Annotated in this window: 18 protein-coding genes, 1 tRNA gene and 1 pseudogene; 6 read left to right on the top strand and 14 right to left on the bottom strand. The window is 52.0% G+C overall.

All coding sequences use genetic code 11. The features are described from left to right. Positions 1 to 32: 32 nt before the first annotated feature. The 5 genes and pseudogenes from ACAW87_RS23415 to ACAW87_RS23395 all read right to left on the bottom strand — a co-directional run bounded on the left by ACAW87_RS23415 (position 33) and on the right by ACAW87_RS23395 (position 1,469). Positions 33 to 365: a type I-E CRISPR-associated protein Cas5/CasD gene (locus ACAW87_RS23415; protein WP_370726083.1), complete on the bottom strand. Its 333-nt coding sequence runs from the start codon at positions 363 to 365 to the stop codon at positions 33 to 35. A gap of 233 nt (positions 366 to 598) precedes the next feature. Beyond that, the gene (locus ACAW87_RS23410; RefSeq protein WP_370726082.1) at positions 599 to 730 is read right to left on the bottom strand and encodes a hypothetical protein; all 132 of its coding nucleotides are present in this window, start codon (positions 728 to 730) and stop codon (positions 599 to 601) included. After that, complete coding sequence (locus tag ACAW87_RS23405; protein WP_370726081.1) at positions 718 to 960, bottom strand: type I-E CRISPR-associated protein Cas7/Cse4/CasC; 243 nt, start codon at positions 958 to 960, stop codon at positions 718 to 720. Before ACAW87_RS23405 ends, ACAW87_RS23410 begins: the two co-directional genes overlap by 13 nt. Further along, positions 957 to 1,154 (bottom strand): annotated as a pseudogene (locus ACAW87_RS23400) (hypothetical protein); the annotation flags it as partial. The pseudogene ACAW87_RS23400 and the gene ACAW87_RS23405, both read right to left, overlap by 4 nt. A 242-nt stretch (positions 1,155 to 1,396) precedes the next feature. Continuing rightward, a tRNA-Thr gene (locus ACAW87_RS23395) sits at positions 1,397 to 1,469 on the bottom strand. Between the two features lie 82 nt (positions 1,470 to 1,551). On the opposite strand from ACAW87_RS23395, the gene ACAW87_RS23390 reads away from it, so the two are divergent. The 3 genes from ACAW87_RS23390 to ACAW87_RS23380 all read left to right on the top strand — a co-directional run bounded on the left by ACAW87_RS23390 (position 1,552) and on the right by ACAW87_RS23380 (position 6,514). After that, positions 1,552 to 3,498, top strand: a complete 1,947-nt coding sequence (locus ACAW87_RS23390) for an ABC-F family ATP-binding cassette domain-containing protein (RefSeq protein WP_370726080.1) — start codon at positions 1,552 to 1,554, stop codon at positions 3,496 to 3,498. Between the two features lie 122 nt (positions 3,499 to 3,620). Continuing rightward, positions 3,621 to 4,889: a type IX secretion system plug protein gene (locus ACAW87_RS23385; RefSeq protein WP_370726079.1), complete on the top strand. Its 1,269-nt coding sequence runs from the start codon at positions 3,621 to 3,623 to the stop codon at positions 4,887 to 4,889. Positions 4,890 to 5,254: 365 nt separating this feature from the next. Then, entirely contained in the window at positions 5,255 to 6,514 is a 1,260-nt protein-coding gene (locus ACAW87_RS23380) for an Hsp70 family protein (RefSeq protein ID WP_370726078.1), read from the top strand. 108 nt (positions 6,515 to 6,622) lie between these two features. Here the strand turns inward: ACAW87_RS23380 and purQ are convergent, their stop codons facing one another. The 4 genes from purQ to ACAW87_RS23360 all read right to left on the bottom strand — a co-directional run bounded on the left by purQ (position 6,623) and on the right by ACAW87_RS23360 (position 9,640). Continuing rightward, a complete protein-coding gene (purQ, locus tag ACAW87_RS23375) occupies positions 6,623 to 7,309 on the bottom strand; it encodes a phosphoribosylformylglycinamidine synthase subunit PurQ (protein ID WP_370726077.1) in 687 nt (228 codons plus the stop codon). Positions 7,310 to 7,459: 150 nt separating this feature from the next. Next, positions 7,460 to 8,386, bottom strand: a complete 927-nt coding sequence (locus tag ACAW87_RS23370) for a bifunctional metallophosphatase/5'-nucleotidase (RefSeq protein WP_370726076.1) — start codon at positions 8,384 to 8,386, stop codon at positions 7,460 to 7,462. Then, positions 8,364 to 9,098 (bottom strand): 5'-nucleotidase C-terminal domain-containing protein, encoded by a 735-nt coding sequence (locus ACAW87_RS23365; protein WP_370726075.1) that lies wholly within the window; start codon positions 9,096 to 9,098, stop codon positions 8,364 to 8,366. Before ACAW87_RS23365 ends, ACAW87_RS23370 begins: the two co-directional genes overlap by 23 nt. Before the next feature lie 101 nt (positions 9,099 to 9,199). Next, positions 9,200 to 9,640 carry a response regulator gene (locus tag ACAW87_RS23360; RefSeq protein ID WP_370726074.1) on the bottom strand — a complete coding sequence of 147 codons (441 nt, stop codon included), beginning with the start codon at positions 9,638 to 9,640 and terminating at the stop codon, positions 9,200 to 9,202. A gap of 279 nt (positions 9,641 to 9,919) precedes the next feature. Here ACAW87_RS23360 and ACAW87_RS23355 point away from each other — a divergent pair, with 279 nt between their 5' ends. Beyond that, positions 9,920 to 11,197, top strand: coding sequence for a sensor histidine kinase (locus ACAW87_RS23355; RefSeq protein ID WP_370726073.1), 1,278 nt, complete (start codon positions 9,920 to 9,922; stop codon positions 11,195 to 11,197). An 80-nt stretch (positions 11,198 to 11,277) separates the two neighbouring features. Here the strand turns inward: ACAW87_RS23355 and ACAW87_RS23350 are convergent, their stop codons facing one another. From ACAW87_RS23350 to ACAW87_RS23340, 3 genes are all read right to left on the bottom strand, one after another. After that, entirely contained in the window at positions 11,278 to 11,670 is a 393-nt protein-coding gene (locus tag ACAW87_RS23350) for a hypothetical protein (protein ID WP_370726072.1), read from the bottom strand. A gap of 287 nt (positions 11,671 to 11,957) precedes the next feature. Continuing rightward, positions 11,958 to 13,193, bottom strand: a complete 1,236-nt coding sequence (locus tag ACAW87_RS23345) for a sulfite oxidase (protein ID WP_370726071.1) — start codon at positions 13,191 to 13,193, stop codon at positions 11,958 to 11,960. Positions 13,194 to 13,195: 2 nt separating this feature from the next. After that, positions 13,196 to 17,602 carry a T9SS type A sorting domain-containing protein gene (locus ACAW87_RS23340; protein ID WP_370726070.1) on the bottom strand — a complete coding sequence of 1,469 codons (4,407 nt, stop codon included), beginning with the start codon at positions 17,600 to 17,602 and terminating at the stop codon, positions 13,196 to 13,198. Positions 17,603 to 17,779: 177 nt separating this feature from the next. Between ACAW87_RS23340 and ACAW87_RS23335 the strand changes: the two genes are divergently transcribed. Continuing rightward, positions 17,780 to 19,066 (top strand): OmpA family protein, encoded by a 1,287-nt coding sequence (locus tag ACAW87_RS23335; protein ID WP_370726069.1) that lies wholly within the window; start codon positions 17,780 to 17,782, stop codon positions 19,064 to 19,066. 680 nt (positions 19,067 to 19,746) lie between these two features. On the opposite strand, the gene ACAW87_RS23330 is transcribed toward ACAW87_RS23335, so the two are convergent. Both ACAW87_RS23330 and ACAW87_RS23325 read right to left on the bottom strand, forming a co-directional pair. Next, on the bottom strand, positions 19,747 to 20,823 hold the full coding sequence (locus ACAW87_RS23330) for a hypothetical protein (RefSeq protein ID WP_370726068.1): 1,077 nt from the start codon (positions 20,821 to 20,823) through the stop codon (positions 19,747 to 19,749). Between the two features lie 176 nt (positions 20,824 to 20,999). Further along, positions 21,000 to 21,620, bottom strand: a complete 621-nt coding sequence (locus tag ACAW87_RS23325) for a LuxR C-terminal-related transcriptional regulator (protein WP_370726067.1) — start codon at positions 21,618 to 21,620, stop codon at positions 21,000 to 21,002. Positions 21,621 to 21,894: 274 nt separating this feature from the next. Here ACAW87_RS23325 and ACAW87_RS23320 point away from each other — a divergent pair. Further along, a partial coding sequence (locus ACAW87_RS23320; protein ID WP_370726066.1) for an OmpA family protein occupies positions 21,895 to 22,236 on the top strand: 342 nt, incomplete at its 3' end.

Below are 22,236 nucleotides of genomic sequence, written 5' to 3'. Positions count from 1 at the left end.
CCGAAAATTCACGGCGACTTGTTAACAGGGGATCATAAGCCGTTAGCAAAGCGTTGACCAGTGTTTGACTGCTTACGCCTGACAAGCCAGCTGTGGAAAAGCGGATTGACCCACTTATCACAAACGCTTTCCGACCTAGAAGGGCTAAAAGGGTTACTCAGCGCGGCATCCAGTGAAAGGAGCAACTCCATGTCGTCACTCTCAAAGCCCACCAAAAAATGAGCATCGCTGAGGTAATACCGTTCTGACAACACCGTCTGTTGTAAATCACCTTCAGCGGTCTGCTTACCGGGACGCAGTTTAGCTTTAGCCCGCAGTACATTATGGGCGGTATGGTAGTCGCGCCGAACCGTACCTTGCTTCATCACCCGCACTTCAAATCGGAGAGCCGACAGATCGGCTAATGCCCGTTCTTTGCCAGCGATGATAAACGTCTCAGCGGCGCGATCCTATTCCAGGGCGGCACAGAACAGTCCAATTACCCCGCTTTTAGACGGTTAATTGAGCGTTTCCCAGAATCGAGAATCGACTACTTACGTCCCACGACTGCATAGGACCGTCCAGTCGCATAATGAGTGTATAGCTCATAGTGATGCGCTTAAAACGAGAAGCTTTCTTGCAGCGACGTCAGCAGGCCAGGTATGTCTTCTTTCAGCTGAACGCCCTGGGTCACTGCCGTTGCGGCATCGTCGAGAAGCACACAAAAAGCTTGTCCATTTAGACCGTACATTTTTTTAGTTTCCCATAATGCGTACTAAGGGCGGCAATGGCACCGTCGGTTATGCTTTGGCCCCGGGTAGCAGACGGCTTAATAGGATCTTCGGATGCGTTGACCAGCGGAACGGGTTGTCCTTTTTCGCGCACAATAAACAAGACAAAAGCCGGGAGTGAATGAGCAGCGAAGGTATTTTGTTTGCCCGACAAACGAGCCTGAATGAATGCCGCGGCGAAAGCTATCACACCCTCCTGCGCCGCCTTACTGTCACCACCCAGATTCCGTACCAGTACTCACGGTACACTTTCCAGCACCGTACCTCGAGTAACTCTAACGATTCGTTGGCTTCTTCGTGGTCTTTATAAGAACTTTGGAATCGCCCTTGCTTTTCATTCCATTCATTAGGTTTGCATTTTTCTCCGGCAGACTGTTTAAATCGTTGGCCGTTGAAGTAGGCTTGTAGGAAAACTGAGCAGTTGCCTTTTCGATCTGCTTTCGTTTGTCAAGTTTGCATTTAGTAGTAATCATAAAATTGGTGTGCGTACAGTCTTTTGTTGCAGTTCATAATAGGGGGCGTGGAAAAGTTGTATATCATTGCCGAAAGACTGTACATGGCTAGGCGACAAACGAAAAAACCCTCCCAGAACTAACTGAGAGGGTTTTTATACTGTATATCGTTTGAGCCTCCTATGGGACTCGAACCTACGACCTACGCATTACGAATGCGTTGCTCTACCAACTGAGCTAAGGAGGCAATTTGCTTAATAGGGTGCAAATATAGCTTTTTCGTAAAATTGTAAGCAAGCATCGTGCCGTGAATTTGGTAAATTTGCGGCATGATTTCCATTACGAACCTATCGTATTTCCTCGGCAGCCGTGCGCTTTATGATAACGCATCACTGCATATAAAACCGGCTCAGAAGATCGGCCTTGTCGGGCTGAACGGCACGGGCAAATCGACGCTGCTTCGCATCATTGACGGTGAATACCAGCCCGATGGCGGTACAATTTCTAAAGCGGGCGACGTATCCATTGGCTTCCTGAACCAGGATTTGCTATCGTACCAGACCGATGATTCGATTCTAGCCGTCGCCATGCAGGCTTTCGACCGGCAGAATGCGCTGCAAAAGCTGATCGATGAGCTGCTGCACGAGATGGAGACCAATTACACCGATGATCTGGTGGATAAACTTGGTAAGGCGCAGGAAGAGTTTGAAGCCCTTGATGGCTATTCGGTGCAAGCTAAGGCAGAAGAGATCATGGAGGGTCTCGGTTTCAGCACCGAAGAATTACAGCGCCCCCTCCGCACGTTCTCGGGTGGCTGGCGAATGCGCGTGATGCTGGCCAAACTGCTGTTGCAGAAGCCTTCCCTGCTGATGCTGGATGAACCAACCAACCACTTGGACTTACCGTCGATTCAGTGGGTGGAAAAGTATATCCAGAACTACGAAGGGGCCGTGATCGTGGTTTCCCATGACCGGGAATTCCTGGACAATGTGATCGATGTAACGGTCGAGGTGTCGAGTGGAAAGCTGAATTATTACCCCGGCAATTATTCGTTCTACCTGGAAGAAAAAGCCCTGCGGAACGAAATTCAAAAAGGTACGTACGAGAATCAGCAAGCCAAAATTCGGCAGACTGAGCGGTTTATCGAACGCTTTAAGGCAACGGCCTCAAAAGCCAAGCAGGCCCAAAGCCGGGTGAAACAACTCGCCCGGATGGAGACCGTTGATGCGGTAATTGATGACGCGGCGCGGGTAAATTTCAAGTTTAATTTTACCACGCAACCCGGTCGCCATATTCTGCACCTCGACGATATTTCGAAAGCCTACGGTGAAAAGAAGATCTTGACCAACGCCGATATCCGCCTCGAACGGGGTGATAAAGTGGCGCTGATCGGGGCCAACGGACGGGGTAAGTCAACGCTGCTGCGGATTATTTCGGGTTCTGAACCCGTCAACGAAGGACGTCGGCAACTGGGTCATAATGTGTCGTTTAGCTTCTATGCCCAGCACCAATTAGAGTCGCTGAATGTAGATGACAACATGCTCGAAGAACTGAAATCGGCCAACCCCTATAAGAGCGAAGGCGAACTTCGGGGCGTATTGGGTTGCTTCCTGTTCTCGGGCGATGAGGTGTTCAAGAAAATCAAGGTGCTGTCGGGTGGTGAAAAATCACGGGTGGCGCTGGCGAAGGTGCTGCTCTCGCAAGCCAACTTCCTGCTGCTCGATGAACCAACCAACCACCTCGATATGCAGTCGGTGAACATCCTGATTCAGGCACTCGACCAGTATGAGGGTACCTACGTGGTGGTATCCCATGACCGGTTTTTCGTGTCGCAGATTGCCAACAAAATCTGGTATATCGAAGACGAGCAGATCAAGCAATATCCGGGTACGTATGATGAGTACGAATGGTGGATGGCTGAGCGTAGGGCTGAGGGCATAGGGCAGGGGGAAAATAAACCCGCCGCGCCAACCCCCAAGCCCCAGGCCCCAACAACCCCTAAGCCAAACGATTCGCAACGGAAAGAATGGCAACAGGCGCTGAGAAAAGCGACGCTGCTCGCCGAAGAAACGGAAGCGAAGATCGGTGTGCTGGAAGGGCAGAAAAAGAAACTCGAAGCCGAATTGGCCGACCCGGCAACATACGGAACCAACGGGGCGTTACAAACCCGACAAGCCGATTATCAACGTCTGACCAAAGACCTCAACGCCCTCCAGCAACAGTGGGAATCAGCGATGATGGACGCGGAAGAACTGGAAGGTATCCTGAAACAATGATCAATTATCAATTATCAATTATCAATTACCAACAGTCAGCTTTCTATAGGCCTGGCCACTCCTTAATCAGGTGGATTTGGCTGAGCCTGATCTGTTGTTCATTGATAATTGGTAATTGTTCATTGACTCAGGCTCAAACCACCGATACGATCATCGATCCTAAAATTGCCACGGTGCTCTTGTATCCGCAGGTCGGGAGCACGGTTGGCAATTCGGCACAGACGCTGAATGTACCGATGGTGAAATTCGATGATCAGGCGCAGTCGCCGTTGCAATTGGAGTTTGATGATCTGACGGCGAACTACCGAAATTTTCGGTCGAAGATCGTTCATTGCAATGCCAATTGGGAGCGGTCGGTACTCAACGATATCGAATATACCTACGAGTATAACGACATCGCGATCACCGACTATCAGGTGTCGGTTGGTACCAAGGTTCCCTATTATCACTACAAATACAGCCTGCCCCGTCTGAAATTGCCGGGTAACTACGTTCTGGTTGTCTATAACGAACAGAACCGTAACGAAATCCTGTTTACGCGCCGGTTTCGGGTGTATGCCAATCTGTTGAGTGTAAGCGCTGCCGTTCGTTTTTCAACCGATGTGAGTCGGCAATTCAATGATCAGCAGGTCGATCTGACGATTGGCTACCGGGCCTACCAGAGTCAGGTGACTTCGCCGCAGGACGATTTTAAGGTGGTGATTCGTCAGAATTTTCGCGATGATCGAACGGTGACTGACCTACGGCCAACCAATGTGCGGTCGTTCGATCAGGTGCTGGAATACAACGCCATCGATCTGCGTAACACGTTTCCGGGAGGAAATGAGTACCGATTCTTTGATACCCGCACCGTACTGTCGCGCGGCAACTACGTCGAGCGTGTCGAGCGTAAAGATGACCGGACGGTGGCCTTTGTGCAGGCCGACCGCCCTCGCAGTAATCTGGCCTACACGCAATTCGATGATTTTAACGGCCTTTACGTCATCGACCACCGCGAAACCGGTGATGGCGCTACCGGAGCCGATTATATCGAAACGGTATTTACGTTGCTGGTCGATGAACTGCCCAACGCTGAGGTATATGCCAATGGTGCTTTTAATTTCTGGGCATTGACTGACGGGAACAAGCTCACTTACAACCCCGTTGTGGGTGGCTATCAGGGGCGGGTTTGGCTGAAGCAGGGCGTATACAATTACAACTACTCGGTGACCGGCATGGCGCCTCCCTTTACCCGCTCGGGTATTAAGCTGGATGGAAACGAAACGCTGATTGAAGGTGATTTTTCGCAGACCGAGAATGTCTACGAAGTGTTCGTATACAATCGCCCCCCCGCCGGCCGGGCCGACCAACTGATTGGTTATTACCTGGTCAATTTCGGCCAACGTAGGTAACGTTTATCGTAATTCTCAGCTGGCGCGAGCATATGCTCGTGCCTTTTATGTCGCAAGCATTCGCTTGCACAGCGCGAATGCGCAATTGTAGCTGGTTGAGTAGCCGGGCAAATACTTTACTTTCTCTACCGTGTTGCGCATTCGCGCTGCAAGCGAATGCTTGCGACATTATAGGCACGAGCACATGCTCGCGCCAGCCGGGTTATCGTAATTCTCGTCAGCAATGCTTCGGCTGATTAAGCCGATATGTCTTGAAAAACGGACGGACTAAAGTCCGGGTTACGTACCTTTGCGCCCTTTTTCCACTGAAACCGGGCAGTTATTTACATAAACGACTGCTCGGTTTCGTTTGCGCGACAACCGAGATGACAACACTTTCCTGCGGAATCGATTTTGGTACATCAAACTCCAGCATAGCCATTGACAGTGAAGGGGTGATCAGCCTGGTGCCGGTTGAGAACGCATCGGTAACTATTCCCAGTGCTATCTTTTTTCAGAAGCGCGACAACAAAGCGATTTACGGACGCGCGGCTATTCATCACTTTTTCGACCGGGAGCCGGGGCGTTTTATGCGTAGTCTGAAACGGGTGTTGGGTACGTCGCTGATGAATCAGGGTACGCTCGTGAATGGGATGTCCATGAATTTCTCTACCATCATCGCTTCGTTTCTTCAGCAGTTGAAAGAAAAAGCCGATGCAGAGGCTGGTCAGGAAATTGAGCACGTGGTGATGGGACGGCCTGTGCATTTTGTCGATAACGACCCCGCCGCCGATGTCCGGGCACAGGACGAACTACGGGCTATTGCCCAACGCATTGGCTTTAAACACATCGACTTTCAGTTTGAACCCATCGCCGCTGCTTTTGCGCATGAAGCCCGACTGAGCGGCGAAAAGCTGGCCATCGTGGCTGATTTGGGCGGTGGTACATCCGATTTCACGGTCATCAAACTATCGAATAGCTCCATTCACAAGCCCGATCGGTCGTCGGATATTCTGGCTAATACGGGCGTACGAATCGGGGGTAACGACTTCGATAAAGACCTGAGTTTGGCGGCGATCATGCCCGAAATTGGTTACCGCAGTACGTACGGCGAAAAGGGACTCGACGTACCGCTGAAACCGTATCACGACCTGGCCGAATGGAGTAAGGTGAATCTGCTATACACGCCTAGGCTGATCATGCAAATGAAACAGTTACTGCATCAGTCGCACGATAAACCGCGATTTAGCCGACTGTTGAAGGTACTTCAGGAAGAAACCGGACACACGTTGCTGGCCGCCGCTGAAGGAACGAAAATTGCCCTTACCGACTACGAAGCTCACGATGCATCGCTCGAATTTATAGAAGAAGGGTTCCTGATTCCGGTGCAACGTACCCAGTTTGAAGAAGCAATTCGGGAAGGAGTAGCGAAAATTTCGGCCTCGGCCCGTCAGTGCCTTCAGGAGGCGGGCGTCACCAATGAGGCGATCGAACTGGTGATTTTAACCGGCGGCTCAACGGAAGTACATTCCGTGCAAACCGAATTCAGACGCCTGTTCCCCAACGCCGCTATCGCCGACGAAAACAAGCTCTCCAGCGTCGGCCTCGGCCTGGCGTATGATAGCCGGAATAAGTTTGGACGTTAAACAAGGTCCAATGTTCAAGGTCTAATGTCTAAAGTTGCTTCGCTACACACGGTTATGGTGGTGTAGCGAAGCAACTTTAGACATTAGACCTTGAACATTGAATTTTTATCAAGCCAACGCCATCGTCAGCAGTTGTTCCAAAATGTAACGGCCGTCGGTGTTGCCGAGGGCTGGGTCGGCGGCGCGTTCGGGGTGGGGCATCATACCAAATACGTTGCGGCGGTCGTTGCAAACACCGGCAATATTGTCGAGGCTACCGTTCGGGTTGGAGGCTTCGGTGATGTTACCCGCTTCGTCGCAGTAGCGGAACAATACCTGCTCGTTGTCGTTGAGGCGGGCCAGCGTGTCGGCATCGGTGAAATAGCGGCCATCGCCGTGGGCAATCGGAATGCGGTAGGCGCGGTCTTCAAGATTGGCTGTCAGCAGCGACTCTTTTGACTGTGGCTTTAAAAAGATGTTCTTACAAACGTATTGCTGACTGTTGTTTTGCAGCAGCACGCCAGGTACCAGATGTGCTTCGGCCAGAATCTGAAAGCCGTTGCAGATACCCATCAGGTAACCGCCCGCGTTGGCGTGGGCAATCACCTCGTTCATGATCGGAGAGAAACGCGCCACAGCCCCCGTACGCAGGTAATCACCATACGAGAAACCACCGGGCAGAATAATCATGTCGCAGCCCTGCAGGTCATTGTCTTTGTGCCAAAGTTTCACAACCGGCTGACCCATCAGCTCAATTGCATCAACCGCGTCCTGATCGCAGTTGGAACCGGGAAATACTACAACGCCAAATTTCATAGCACAAAAATAGGGGTGAAAAGTCGATAGTCGGCAGTTCAAAGTCTGGAAAGTCGGTTTAGTGTTGCTTACGCAAGCGAATTGCTCACGCGTAAGCAACACTAAACCGACTTTCCAGACTTTGAACTGCCGACTTTTTTAGACTACAAATCACCCCACCGACACCGCCTGCCCATTAGTAACGGTGGCTTTGCCTTTTTCGAAGGTGAGGTCGATGCGGCCGAGGTTGATGCCGCCGAAACCGACCTGATTTACCCAAATAGGCTGGCCGTCGGCGTTTTTAACCGAAACAGGCGCATCGAGGAAAGTATGCGTGTGCCCACCGATAATCAAGTCTATATCTTGGCTTTTCGAGGCTAGCACCAGATCTGACACCGTACTGTCCTGGTACTTATAACCGAGGTGCGACAGGCAGATCACGTAGTCGCAGCGTTCGTTAGTGCGGAGGGTACGGGCTATGTCGGCGCTGGTTTCGATGGGGTCGATATAGCGCATTTCTTTGTAAAGGTTATCGGGAATCAGGCTTTTGGGTTGAATACCGAGGCCAAACACACCAATCCGAACACCCCCTTTCTTAAACACCCGATACGGCTGGGTACGTCCGTCCATGACCGTGTTCTTGAAATCGTAGTTGGCAATCAGGAAGGGGAATGTCGCTTTGCCGAACTGGTCGCGCATATTGTCGATACCGCCGTCGAAATCGTGGTTGCCAATGGTGCCCGCGTCGTAGCCAAGTCGGTTCATGGCCAGAATTTCCGGCTCACCTTTATACAGGTTGAAATAAGGCGTTCCCTGAAAAATATCGCCCGCATCGAATAGTAGCACGTTGGGATTCTGGGTACGTATCTGCTGTACCAGGGTCATACGCCGGGCAACGCCCCCGCGACCAGCGTTTCGGCCTCCATCCATCGGAAACGGGTCTATTCGGCTGTGAACGTCGTTGGTGTGTAAAATGGTCAGCGAGGTGGGCGCTTTGTTACTGCCAGCCAGTAAATCGGTCAGGGGTAGGGCGCTTACGACCGCCGCCGCACCCACGTGTTTCAGAAACTGACGTCTATTCGAGTGTAATGCGTCCATCGGCTTGGGGAGATAAGGCTTTACCGGCTTTGCCCTGTTCGCGGAAATAATCGATCAGGGCATCGCGGATGAGGTAGTTGACGTTGTCGCGGGCGGTAATTGTTTTCAGAAATTCGGCTCCGCTGCCGCCGTTGGCAATATAATCGCTCATGGCCACGGCGTAGGTGTCGCCGGGCACAATGACTCGTCCGTTATCAAGGGTGGCGTTTTTAATGCTTTTATTGGCCATTCGCACCCGCACGCCGCCTACCACCAGGGCATCTTCATTGGCGGCAAAGTGGTTCAGGAATTGCATCAATTGCGTGCCGGTCAGGGTGAGCACCACCAGTTGATTGTCAAAAGGCATGACCTCGAAAATATGGCCCGTTGTAACGCCCCCGGCGGGTAACCCGTTACGAATGCCGCCATAGTTCAGGTGCGATACGTCGATGGCTTTACCATACCGTTTACTGGCCTGAGACAGCAGCGCATCGGCCAACACATCATCGAGCGCACATTCGGGGGCTTTTTTCTCCAGCCGCTCAGTGAACGTAACCAGCGTTTCGTTCATGCTTTTGTCGAGGTTCTGCTTGTAAGGCATCAACCACCGCACAGTGCTGCTATCGGCGGCAACAGAAGCATCTACCGCCAGTCGGTTGTTCTGTTGCTTCGTCAGGTGATAACCCGGCTGGCAACCCGCAAGCAGAAGGGTGAGAAAGAGGAGGTTTTTCATGGAAGAAGGGAGTTTCAAGTTTCAGGTGCGCTGCTACATTCGCTTTAGGTTGGATTAGCAACGCACTTGAAACCTGAAACCTGGAACTTGAAACTTAGAACTTATTGATTCGGCAACACCACGGTTTCCCACCAATAGCGGCGGATGGTTTCGAAATAGTTGAGCCATTGGGCTTCACCGATGGGTTTTGAGATGAATGAACTGGCGCCTAACTGGTAAGCCTGCGCAATGTCATCTTCCTCGCGTGAGATGCTTAAGACCACAACGGGCGGACGTACCTGAGCGGGCATTTTCTTGACCTGCCGGAGGAACTGCCAGCCAAATTCGGCCTTAGGAAGGTACAAATCCAGCAAGATTAATTTAGGCGTAGATACTTTGTTGGTCACGCACTCATTTAAATAAGCGAGTGCCTCATCGGCAGAATCGGTAAATACGGGAGTGGTATTGGCCAGGCTACGCTGAATAACATAACGGAGAAGCACCTGATGATCAGGGTTATCCTCAACAACTAATAAGGTCTGGTTACGATTGTTAGAATTCACAGGTAGTGATACACGTTAAAAAAGTGAACGGGACGCAGATACTTGGAGCCCTTTAGGTTGACGGTGTTAAGCAAATATAACGGGTCTTTATTAGCTTTGAATACTCCGCACTGGCATCTATAGAGACAAACACACTGCTAAAAAAAGCATGGCGACCCGGTTAGGCGAGTCAAAATTTTAACAGTACATGAGTATTTTTTCTTGTAACTTAGTTAACAGTTCTATAAATACAGCCTCATAGAACTGGCCATTCATGTATACTAACTTTATACTTATCTAATGCTTCAGGAAGCACCTACACAAAGTGCCCAACTAGCGCAACTGGCCACGTTTTTATTCAGCAGACGAGAGGCAATTCTAACTAACTGGCGGATGATCTGCGAAGGTGACACCAGCCTGCGTATTGTTGAAGGATTGACCCGGGAAGAGTTTACCGATCAGGTGCCTTCGATGCTGAACGCGCTGGAACGGCTTCTGAACTCAGATGAAGAGGGGCTATCACCTTACCAGATTGCGCAGGAGCATGGCCTTCATCGGTGGCATAAGGGCTACTCACTGCATGAACTACTGAGCGAAATTGCCCATCTGCACGAAAGTCTTCAGGCTGAGTTGCGCCTCTTTTGGGAACAGCATCCGACCACCGATGCGGGTGTGTTGTTGAGTGCACATCAGCGGTTAAGTTCGCTGATGCACGAGGCCATCGGTGGCAGTATTGCCCAGTACGATGAGTTTCAGAAGGCAGAAGCCGTTGAACGAGCCGTCAATCTGCAACGGGCTTTAGACAATGTAAACGAGCTGGTGAGGCAGCGCGGGGCTATACTGCGGGTGGCGTCGCACGATCTGCGGAGTAGTTTCAGTGTGCTTCAGGGCGCGGCTTCCCTGCTCGATATGCCCGACAATACGGAGCAGGAACGTACAGAGATGTTGCAGATTCTGAACCGAAATTTCCCCCGGCTCGCCTCGATGCTCACCGAACTGATGGATCTGGCCCGCCTGGAAGCTGGTCGGGAGCGGCTACAGGTGAAACCGTTCGATGCAGCGGCGTTGCTTCGGAATCTGGTCGAAGCGGCTCAGCCACTGGCCCGCGAGCGTAATCTGTTTCTGAACGGCGATGGTCCCGATCAATTACTCGTAATGGGCGATCAAACCAAGGTAGATCGTATTGTGCAGAATCTGCTGACCAACTCACTGAAGAGCACCAACAAGGGCCGGGTGTCGGTTTCCTGGTCGCGGGAGAATCAATTCCGGTGGATGCTCAGTATTCAGGATACTGGTCCCGGTTTGTCGGCGGGGTCTGCCTTGTGGCTCTCTGATCAGTTACGACCAGCCATAGAGTCTACCGCGGTATTTAACGAGAACACACCCGATATTTTGCCGGGCCCGCGCCCGGCCCCGGCCATAGGCCCCATGTCGGCACAAGCCGGTGAAGGCGAAGGCATTGGCCTTTATATCGTGAAACGCCTCTGCGAGTTACTGAACGCCAGCCTCGATGTAGAAACGCGCTCCGGTACCGGCACCATCATCCGCGTGCGTATTCCAATTCAGTACACGTTGTAACACGGACTTCAGTCCGTATACTAGCTGTCACTGAACAAAGGTTAATTTGTTAGCAAGTAGTCTACGGACTGAAGTCCGTGTTACAACGTATACCATTTTACGTTCTGGAGCGGTGCCCGACGGCCTTGTGCTCTGGCAGGGGCGGGGCCGTAATGGGTAGACAAGTAATCGAGCACGGGTTTCTCGGTTTCGCCCAGATCCCACAGTTTATGGTATTTCTGCATCCAGCGAATACGCTCGGTCCAGCCCGCGCGGGTGAAACGATGCTGTAAAATCAGTTTGGTCGAGTGGCATGAAGTGCACTGCGCCTTCACCATTATCAGATTAGGGGCATCGATCAGGCCACTTTCGGGATCAATTTTTACAGTATCGGCCATCATGACAGGCTGGGTACGTATCGGTGCAGGTACGTCCCGAAAACTGGCCAACGCGGTGATTAGCAGGAGGGGAATGAGCAGATGGAACGGTTTCATAGTTGGTTGGGAAAAAGGGCTATAACACAGAGTTACGCGGAGGTCCACAGAGTTACAGGGAGGTTTAGTTTGCTCTGGCGTAAGAGGGTTTTTGACACGGAGAAAAGGGGTTTTGACACAGAGTTGCACGGAGAAGCACAGAGGTCCACGGAGTTTTTTTGTAAGCCCTAACTTGATACGCTGTTATACCTCTTTTACGCCAGCATAAAATAATTCTCTGTGTAACTCCGTGGACCTCTGTGCAACTCTGTGTTATAGCTCTTTTTACCTCTGATGATGGCGCACTTCTACACCGCCTTCACCGCAATTCGGTGGCAGGCGTTGTTCAGGTACCCGCCGGGGTTCCATTGTGGAATAACCATGGGCTGTGTAACGCCGGCGCTGTCGATGGCACGTACCCAGACTTCGTAATAGCCTGCTTTAGGAAACGCAATGTCGGCAGTCCAGCGTTGCCAGGCCAGTCGATTTTTGGGAGGCTGCAACGTACCTGACTGCCAGCTAACGCCGAAATCGATGGATGTTTCTACCCTCGACACCGCCCGGTCGCCCGCCCAGGCGTGGCCTCGGAGAGATAACGGCTTTTTAACGTCGAAAATCGCCCCCGTAGCCGGGGCTGTAATCAGCGACTTCACCGGCATTGACTCGATGATGCGGAAGTTTTCGGGCGTTTCGGGAATTTTCTCACCGGGCTGTACCGGCCTCACCGGCACCTTGTAGCTATGGCCTTCCATCTTGGCTCCGTCGTGAATTTTGTTGCGTACGGCCAGCGTATGCAGCCATTTGCCCGATACCGACGCGGGCCAGCCGCCGATGACCAGCCGCAACGGATGACCGTGGGCCAACGGAATATCCTGCCCATTTACGGCCCAGGCAATCAACGTTTCGTCTTCCAGCGCCTTTTTGATCGGTACCCCCCGCGAAATGGCCACTTTAGCCGGGTCGAGGCTCAGGTGCGGGTCTTTTCCATAGTAGCCAATGTACACGGCGTCGTTTTTCAGACCCACATCGGCCAGAATATCTTTCAGCCGAACACCCGTCCATTGGGCACAACTCACCGCGCCCTGATCCCAGGGGTTACCCGATGTTTGCGGCTCAAACCCCGACCGGCCGTTACCGCCACATTCCAGCACCAACTGATAGGTATAGGGTTTGAAGCGTTTTTTCAGTTCGGCCAGCGTGTAGGTTTTGGGGGCCTTCACCGATTCGCCGTTGATGGTCAGCGTCCAGGCGTTTACGTCGGCGGGGGCTTCGGGAATTAGGCCGTTGTTGCGTATAAACATTTTACTGGTTGGCGTCACGGCATCATCAAGCAAATGAATGGGCGTTTCTACGTTCCAGGGTTTATCGCCCAGCACTTTCATATCGGGACTTTTACCGTCGAGCGGGTTGTAATCGAAACCCAGCGGCCGATAATGACGGGGCATATTGTCGGCAAAAACAACCTCGGCACCCACCAGTGTAGTCAGCGTAGCCAGGGCACTTTTTCGGAGAAAACCCCGCCGGTTATGTAGGTTCTTGTTCATATTTACTGTTTCACCACCTTGAATACGGTTCGCCGGTCGTCGGCTTCTACCGTAAGTAGATAAAGACCGGCGGCATACTCACCCATGTCGAGGTCGTGGCTTAGGTAGTTGATTAGACCGGGTGAGTGCGTTTGCAGGGTGCGGCCCGTTGCGTCGGTGAGCCGAATGGTAACAACACGCGGTAGGGGCAATGTTCCCTCCAGATGTACCCGTCCGCGCGTTGGATTGGGCATCAGCCGAACCGAAACCGGCAGCAGCGGGTCGACCGACAGCGGGTCAGAAACGGTGAACGTAACCTGCCCGGATACTTTCCCGTTGCCGCATTGCGGACTATAAACGCCCAGGAGCGTGTACGTGGTTGTGGCGTCGGGACGTACCTGATACAGAAAAGGAGAGCTGTCGATAACGGCGGTTTCAAAGCCGTAAATGCTGTGGTTGAGCGAAACCGACCACGGCCCTGTATTATTGATCGTGAAAATGACCGGCGTCAGTTCGTCGCGCAGAATGTTTTTACTGCCCGAAATGGTAGCCACCAAACCGGGCCGAATGGTCAGGAACGTACCTGAGGAAGCACCCAGCAAAGCGGGATTAGAGGCACCAATCCGTACGCGGTACCCGGTGCCGGGCAACGCATTGTCGGGTAGTGCGGCCGTTAAAGTGCTGGCATCCAGTGTTTGGGTTGGAAGCGGCCGGTAGTTTTGTCCGGTACTGTCGGAAAGGTAAATGGTGAATTGGTTGCCGGGAGCAAATGTCCCTTTCAGCGTGATACCCACCCGAATAGACCCACCCTGACAAATGCCCGTAACCTCTCCCTGCGGCCCTACCGAGGCCACCCGTATTTCGTTGGCCAGGGGTGGCAATATAGTCACCGATGCCACCCCGCTCGCCTGGCCTGTGCCGCATACGTTACGTACCTGCGCAATCTGGTAGCTGGTATTTTGCTGAGGCGAAAACGTAAACAGATTATCGGTCTCGAACAGGGTTTGGGTAACGCCGTTGGTCAGCGTCATCGACACGGGAAGAAAGCCTGTGAGCACCCGGATGCCTACCGATACGGTCTGGTCGCTGTACTGCACGCTGTTGCCTCCGGCAATGATCACCGTGGGCCGGTCGCCGATGGTGATGGTCGGAAAATCAGAATAGGCGGGCAGGCCGGATGGTAATGTGACCGACACCCGATACGTACCCGGAGCCAGGGAGTTATCGATAGGCACCGTGAGCCGATCGGCCTGTCTGGCCGATTCAGCCACACGGGTACGCACCCCGGCGGCGTTGGTCAGGAAAACAGGAAAGCGGGTATCGGCCCCAAAATCACCGGCCACTTCGTAGCTAACCACTAACTGATCGTTGCCCCGGCAAAACTGGGTTTTGTTGACCGTCAGCGACCGCAAGCCCGGCTGGTACGAAATGCGCACCGCCCCCGTGGCGATCCCGAATCCGCAATACGCATCGTATACCGCCGACAGGCTGTAGGAGGCTGGTGTGGTGCTGGTGGCATACAACGGAACCGAAGCCGGTACGTTGTCGATCGAGCTATAGGTTTGGTTATTGATTCGGTAGTGGTAGCGCGTTGGCAACAGCGTTGTTGTGGTTGCGGTGGAACTGGTAAGCTGCACCGTCAGGCTGGCCTGTTGCGCCTCCAGTACCACCGCCGTTTGGTTGTTGGGTGGCGTTAGTTGCAGGCGTGGCTGGCGGTATGTCTGGAAAGTAGTTGTGCTGGGTGTGCTGTAAAACTGGTCGTTACCTACCGTCGACAGCACCCGAATGGTATATGAAGTGCCAGTTGATAAGGAGGTTGGCAGGCTGGCGGTGAGCCGATTGTCGGTAAGCCGGGCGGGGATCGTCTGCGCCACGTTCCCGTTTAATAGCAGTTGAAGCCCGTGACTGGCCTGAGCGGGTATGTCGCCCTGAATGACTAAGGCCGCCTGCAACGAATCGCCTTCGCAGTAAACACGTTTCTGAAGCAATGGATGAACGCTGAACGGCTGCACCCGCACGGTAACCGTACCGACGCCCGCTGCTGCCCCGCAACTGTTCTGTACCGACCGGATGGTGTAGGTCGTGGTTTGGCCTGGCCGCACGGGTACGTCGATACCCACGGCGCTGAACGCAATCGTTTGCCCGTCCGACAGGGTTACCCGCGTTGGTGTGGCTACACTACCGGTTCCCGAAAAAAGCCGGAGTGATGCCGCTTCACCCGGCCGGATCACCGTTTCGGTACCGCCCGTTCCGGCTACCGATAGCCGAACCAACTGCGCGGCATCCAGATACGTAAAGGCCCGGGACGCACTTTGCCACACCACCGTTCCGGAAGCCGGACTGCTCACCACGCGTAGTTGAATGCGGTTGTAGAGCAGACGTCCCGCCGGTATGGTCACGGTGATGGGACTGCCGGTTCCGGTGGCGAGGTAGTTGCCCCGATACAGGCCATCATCGTCCATCATCTCGACCCGGTAGCTGGCTACCGCCCCCAGGTTACCCACCGCCATAAACGATACGGCCACCGACGAACCTGAACAAAGCTGGTTTGGAATGGGGCGCATGAACAAACCGGCGGTGTCGCTACGTACCTGCACCGATACGCTGCCCTGAGCCGTGCCGGTTCCGCAGCTGTTTTGCACCGAAACTGCCCGGAACGTACCTGACTGACTGGCAATGACTTCCAGTAAAACGAGGCTGCTTTTCTGGCCGAAACCAATCTCGCCCCGCACGCTCAGCTGGCTACCGTCAGATAGTACGACGTTGGTAGGGCTGGCATGGCTGACCAGTTGGGCTGGTAAGGCAATTACTTGGGGGCGGGTTACGTTGAAGGGTGTTTCCTGTAGAAAAAGCTGCGGTTTGTCGGCTACCGCCAATGGTTTGTCGTATACATTCCCCGCCTGTCCGTTACGGCTTAACTGACTATAAAACTGCCCCGCCCCCAGTTGGCTCGTTACGCCATACGCGCTATTGGTGAGGTAGTCGGCGGGGAGCGAACGGGGCGAAACGGTGAGGATGCCGGTGCCGGGTCGACTGCCTGCTACCACCTGCTGCACCGTAAAATCAATGGATGCGCCGCCCAGTTGGTTGTTGCTGAACTGCGTGCCGCCCCGAAACCGGTAACTGCCCGCATCGAGAGAAACGGCTTCACTGGTCGAGAAAAATACCCGAAGCGGTTGACCGGCACAGATCGACAGGCTCGATAGAGAGTCGATTCGGTAACCAGGTTGAACCGTCGCCACGGCGCTGCCACTACCCGCTTCCGGCCCATACACGCCACAACCCGTGCTGACCGACCGAACCGTGTAGGTTGTGGTTTGGGCTGGATTGACCGGTAAAAGCCGTTCGCCATCCTGCTCCAGCGTCGACAGGGTTGCAACGGTGCCATCGCTCAAGGTGATAGTCCCGTTGCCCAAACCCGTTACACTGGCCGACAGATAACCGATTTCGCCGAAACGGACTTGTTTGTTGCCCGACAGTCGCACGCTGGGAGCGGGTTGTACCAAAACCGGACTGGCTATATCGCCAAGCGAATTGCGGTAGTAGGCCGATACATTGGCGTCTTCCGAATAGAGGCGGAGCTGATAGGCACCACGGCCGGCTACATTGGCGGGTACCTGAATGCGAAGTGGGCTGGTGTTGCCCGTGGCCGAAATGGTGTAGGCCTGGGCCTGGGGCGTAAGGGGTTGAAAATCAACCTTAAACCGGGTGTTGGCGGGTAGGGGGCGGTCGGTCGAAAAGAAGATGTCGAGAGGTTTGCCCGCGCATGGCTCTGTGGTCGACAGGCGGGTAACCAGCAAACCGGCCGACTGCACAAGGGCGCGGGCCGTTCCGCTCACCTGACCTGTTCCGCATCGATTGGTGACCGAGGCCAACTGGTAGGTTTTTGTCTGGTCGGGGTAAAGCTGTAGTGTTGTCTGACTTAGATCGTCGATGTCGCGGGTGGTGCCGTCGGTGAAACTGAGCGAGTACGGCCCGCCGCCGGTCAGCGCTACCGGCACGTTGAACGGTTCACCGGGATTAAGTACTGCATTGGCCGTGGCGGGGAGCAGCGTGGCGCTGGGTACGTTGTTGAAGATCAGCGGCACGCCGTCGCTGTAGGCAACGGGTTTAGTGGCTACCACCCGTATGGTGTACTCGATGGGGTTGGAAGCCAACGTAGGCGGAATGCGAATGAATGTGCCGCTGGGTAGTACGTTTTCGGTGGTGGTAATCAGGATCTGTTCAAACTGGTTGAGCAATTCGATGCGGAAGGTGTTTCCGGCTTCAAAGGGTTCGTTAACCGTAAAACTGATGGGTATGGTGGCTCCGGCGCAAAAGGTTCGGGGCAGGGCACCCACCTGAATGCGTTGCCCATAGGTCAATTGGTGCAATGAGCCGCCAAGCAGCAGGAGCCAGATAGATAGGCTGGTTTTCAGACGTTGACTCACAGAAATGGGTTGGAATAGGAGACGAAAATTAGCTATTTAAGCGTACAACCCGGTTTCTGGTAGCGAACAATAAGCGAACATTATTACTTTATGAGCTACGCCGCCCGTTTTCTATCTGAATGAACCGCATTTTTGCTTGATAACGTACCTAATCGTACACCTGACTCCCCTTTTGTTATGACCGTCAACTTACTTGAACAGGCAAAAAGTTTTGTAACCGATGCCGTTATCAGCCGCCTGAGTGGTTTGCTGAACGAAAGTCCGGAAGCTATTCAGAAAGCGCTGACCGGAGCTTTTCCCCTTTTTCTGAATGGTATGCTGTCGCGGATCAACACACCCGATGGCGTTGCCCAACTATCGGGAATGGTGGACCGGTTTATGGCTCATTCGGCCGCTGACGCTACCAACGCCAACGACCCGGCGGTGTTGATTACCAGCGGAAAGGAGCCGATTAACGCGGTCTTTGCGGCAAAGACCGATTCTATTAGCGAGGCGCTTGCTCAGTTTTCGGGCGTAAAAAAAGCCTCGGCGACCAGTTTGTTAAGCCTGGCCGGTTCGGTCATAATGGGCCTGATCGGGGGGCAGATAACAAGTCAGGGCGACGGCACGCCGGTTGGCCTGTCGGCCTTGCTGACGAGTCAGCGCGAGGCGGTTGCCGGGTCGATGCCCGCCGGGTTGGCGGTTCGTTCGGAGAGCAGGCCGGTCACCACAAGTCATACACCGGCCTATAGTGACAGCATAACCGATGGCCGCAAAGGCCGCCCGGTTTGGCCGTGGCTGTTGGCCGCCGTTGCCGCCGTTGGCTTGTTTTTCCTGCTGACGAGAAACGGCAGTTCTGACAGCAATACCATCAACACAATCACCAACGACACCACGTCGGCTTCGGTATCAGATGCTACGGTTGTTGACGATTCGGTGGCCGCCAATCCCGCCGTCCTGGTCGATTCGGCCGATGTGGCCCTGGCGAAAAAAGCGCTAAGCGATTCGCTGGCCAACGTCGCACTGGGTACGTTCAGCCCCAAAAAACTGCCCGATGGTATTGAATTGAACCTACCCGCCAATGGCATCGAGAACAAGTTGATCGTCTTTGTCGAAGACTCGTTGAAGGGGGTAGATAAAACAACCTGGTTCAATTTCGACCGGCTGCTGTATGAAACGGGCAGCGCTACACTGAGACCCGAATCGCGGGAACAACTACAAAATATGGCCGCCATTTTGAAAGCGTACCCGGCTGTGGCGCTCAAAATCGGGGGCTATACCGACAATACGGGTAATGCCGCCGACAACAAAACCCTATCGCAGAGCCGTGCTGAATCCGTTGTTGCCGAGTTGGTGCGCCTGGGTGTAGCAGTCACCCGCCTGGAGGCAGAAGGTTACGGTCAACAACACCCGGTTGCGTCGAACAAAACCGAAGAAGGCCGCGCCCAAAACCGCCGCACCGCTGTGAGGGTGATGAAGAAATAGTCTGGAAAGTCGGTTTATAAGGAGGATAAGGCACATTTAGCCGCTTCCTGAATCCTCCTCATGTAGGCTTTTCTTTTTTCCTTTGTGGTTAATATGACAAATGTATCGCCATACTCAACTTTGTAGGTCATACGAGTAAGGATATCCGTTTTGTAACTCCTTGAATTGGGGACGAGTGATAGATAAAGGGTCGTCAGTTTGGGTTTATTAGCAGCAAGAGTCCGTAAATCGTTTCGGTTTATCGAGCCAATAAAATAGATAGAGTAATAGTCAATTCTATATGGAACACGCTCAGTCGTTGGTCTACTACTACTCTCCTGCACACAGAGTATAGTAACCTTTTGATTATTTTCTAGTGTATATACTAAACTGTCCCCAAGTTTGGTATATATATTCTTATCACCTACTAAATCCATTCTGAACAGGAACGAACTCGAGTCGAGATGATTTTTGTAGATCGTTAAGTCCTTTATTCTGCCATTTACAGATTCAACAGTTACCGTATCTATTGGACTGACTTGTTTGATTACGTTGCATTGCTGAGCAAATGACGTTTCTAAAAGTGACAAAAAAAGAGCGAGACCGAGTATATATTTCATATCATTTTTTGATTTAAAATGATGGGACCTATCGAATTCATATGTTATATGTACTCGATAGGTCCGACTAAATTTGAACAGTTAATGGTAGGCTATTGGGGTTAGTTTTACCCCGAACTTCCACTCGGCAATACCTTTCCAGCCAAAATTCCAGTTCTGCGCTGCATTCTTAATTCCTGCTGCAAAACCAGAGGCGAGCGCGGCAGTGACTTTAAGTTCTTGGATCAGCACTCCTTTCACTAGACTGGTTTTAATAGAGCTCATAACACTTACTTTTCCGAAAAGGGCCAGCCCTTTCGCTGCCGCCATCGCAGCAACGGGTATAGCCACAATCACGGCAGTAACAACAATCGCTACAGCAACACGAGCTACAGCACGCCAGAAACAACGCCAGCATGCCCCTCTACGACTACTCGGGTAGCCTTCTACCTCAGCAGTTCCGTCCTCCATTGCGTTGTAATTAAAGGTGATGAAGTGGTATATCGCCTCCAGATTTGCTTGCGCCCCATACATTGCTTCAAGCGTTACGGTGAGTTCCTCCTGCGTCATTCCACCATTATGATATATGGATTGAGCATTACTTGCCGCAATATTGATCTGGTTTTGAAGGCGTCCTACCATCGAAAAGTCATCTGGGCTTACACTTTCCGACGGTCCTGCCACGCTATTTAATGCATTAGTCGTGAAGTTGATAGCCGATTGAACCCCCGAGGATAAGTTATCAGATGACGCTTCTGCCTCTTGAGATGAACTTGAGTTTACAACAGGTTGGCCATTGGTAATCAACCTGGAGGACGAATTGCCGCGTACAGGCAAAAGTGCTTTCGCAATTTCGGATACCTCCATGATTGTTGCTTTGCTCACTGTTCCTTGCATCTCCATGCGTTGACGAAAAGCTTGGTCAACTACATCCGCAGATTTACCTTTTAACTCAGATTGAATTTTTACGTACGAATGGAGCGCGAAAGCAAAGTTATCGATCTGCGCTTTTGAAAAAGGAGAAATTAGTGTGGCGACCTCGGGTAGCAGTTGGGGAGGTATATCCTGATCCCGGTATGAAGTTTCTTTGCAAGATACGTTTATGAAACTAATGATCGGAATAAGAATGGCTAAACGCAGCCATGAGTTACTGAGTGTTTTCTTTTTAATGAAATTCATAGCAGTTTACGATTTGTGAGTGAATATTTAGTGTAGTACATCAGATCTGGGATTTGCGATATGGGCCCTGATTTGTACACAACAAAGATCACTGATGATGCTTACTGCCAACAATACTATAAATTCGTTATACCTATTATTCATTAATCGTAAATAGTATTCAATACGTACTATTACTATTTTATAGTAGATGTTATCGGCTTTTTTAAAAAATTCTGAGCCGCGAAAATTGCTAGTTGACGAGTTGTTGATAAATTCAACTTCGTCTTAATATTTTTGAAATGAGTATTTAGTGTAAATAGCTTAATGTTCAATTTAGATGCAATGTCTTCATTCTCTAACCCACAGGCCAGTAACCTTAGTACATTTATTTCTTGATCGCCCATTCGTCGTAATAGAGGTAAAGCCGTTTGAGGCATTAGTATCTCGGATAGGTAAGAACTAATATAACGTTTCCCAAGCTGTATAGTGTGAATGCATTCCAGGATTTCCTGAATCCCACCTTCCGGTGATACATATCCACTCATGTTTATATTAAAAGTTTCATATTTATAAGTTGCTGATGATGATACACAAATAATGCAATCTATTTTTAGTTGAGTTTTTAATAATCTTACTAATTCGTAGCCATTAGTACCGATAAGGTCTGCTTCCGTTATAAAGAAATCAGGAGTGGTGCGTATGGCAGCTTGGTACGCATCGTTTTGGTCAGTGTGAGTGCCTAAGCACTGTAATCCTTTAGTCAATAAAAAATGGCTAATAGCTTCTCCCGCTAAGCGGTCATTTCTTAGAAGCATAAACGTTTTTGGTGACATTGTACTTTATTTATATAGAACTTTCGCTTAATAGCAAATTGCTTTAACTTTCGAATCTGCTAACTTTTTTGTAAGATAGTGCAAAATAGCGTTGTTCGCACTTATTGGTTTGCCGGGGAGTCAGCGTGAGGCGGTTGTCGCATTGATGCCTGCCGGGTTAGCGATTGGGGCGGGTAGCGTACCGAGTCGTCATACGCCTGCCTATATCGACAGCGTGACGGGGTAGCTTAAAGGCCATGCCTGTGGCTCTAGTTGTTTGATAGCCTTCATTGAAGACTCGTTGAAGGGGGTAGATAAAACGACCTGGTTCAATTTCGACCGGCTGCTGTACGAAACGGGCCGTGCCACACTGAGACCCGAATCGCGGGAGCAATTACAAAATATGGCCGCCATTTTGAAAGCGTACCCGGCTGTGGCGCTCAAAATCGGGGGCTATACCGACAATACGGGTAATGCCGCCGACAATAAAAACCTGTCGCAGAGCCGTGCTGAATCCGTTGTTGCCGAGTTGGTGCGCCTGGGTGTAGCAGTCACCCGCCTGGAGGCAGAAGGTTACGGTCAACAACACCCGGTTGCGTCGAACAAAACCGAAGAAGGC

Origin of the sequence: Fibrella aquatica (assembly GCF_041321135.1) — a bacterium.
GTDB lineage: Bacteria > Bacteroidota > Bacteroidia > Cytophagales > Spirosomataceae > Fibrella > Fibrella aquatica.
Note: the sequence above shows the minus strand (reverse complement) of the source record. Positions and strands in the feature narration are given on the sequence as shown.

Excerpts from the sequence above, each read along its gene's own strand:
- ACAW87_RS23415 (WP_370726083.1), bottom strand. The coding sequence starts at position 365 with ATGAAGCAAGGTACGGTTCGGCGCGACTACCATACCGCCCATAATGTA.
- ACAW87_RS23410 (WP_370726082.1), bottom strand. The coding sequence starts at position 730 with ATGTACGGTCTAAATGGACAAGCTTTTTGTGTGCTTCTCGACGATGCC.
- ACAW87_RS23390 (WP_370726080.1), top strand. The coding sequence starts at position 1,552 with ATGATTTCCATTACGAACCTATCGTATTTCCTCGGCAGCCGTGCGCTT.
- ACAW87_RS23380 (WP_370726078.1), top strand. The coding sequence starts at position 5,255 with ATGACAACACTTTCCTGCGGAATCGATTTTGGTACATCAAACTCCAGC.
- purQ (WP_370726077.1), bottom strand. The coding sequence starts at position 7,309 with ATGAAATTTGGCGTTGTAGTATTTCCCGGTTCCAACTGCGATCAGGAC.
- ACAW87_RS23370 (WP_370726076.1), bottom strand. The coding sequence starts at position 8,386 with ATGGACGCATTACACTCGAATAGACGTCAGTTTCTGAAACACGTGGGT.
- ACAW87_RS23365 (WP_370726075.1), bottom strand. The coding sequence starts at position 9,098 with ATGAAAAACCTCCTCTTTCTCACCCTTCTGCTTGCGGGTTGCCAGCCG.
- ACAW87_RS23355 (WP_370726073.1), top strand. The coding sequence starts at position 9,920 with ATGCTTCAGGAAGCACCTACACAAAGTGCCCAACTAGCGCAACTGGCC.
- ACAW87_RS23350 (WP_370726072.1), bottom strand. The coding sequence starts at position 11,670 with ATGAAACCGTTCCATCTGCTCATTCCCCTCCTGCTAATCACCGCGTTG.
- ACAW87_RS23345 (WP_370726071.1), bottom strand. The coding sequence starts at position 13,193 with ATGAACAAGAACCTACATAACCGGCGGGGTTTTCTCCGAAAAAGTGCC.
- ACAW87_RS23335 (WP_370726069.1), top strand. The coding sequence starts at position 17,780 with ATGACCGTCAACTTACTTGAACAGGCAAAAAGTTTTGTAACCGATGCC.
- ACAW87_RS23330 (WP_370726068.1), bottom strand. The coding sequence starts at position 20,823 with ATGAATTTCATTAAAAAGAAAACACTCAGTAACTCATGGCTGCGTTTA.
- ACAW87_RS23325 (WP_370726067.1), bottom strand. The coding sequence starts at position 21,620 with ATGCTTCTAAGAAATGACCGCTTAGCGGGAGAAGCTATTAGCCATTTT.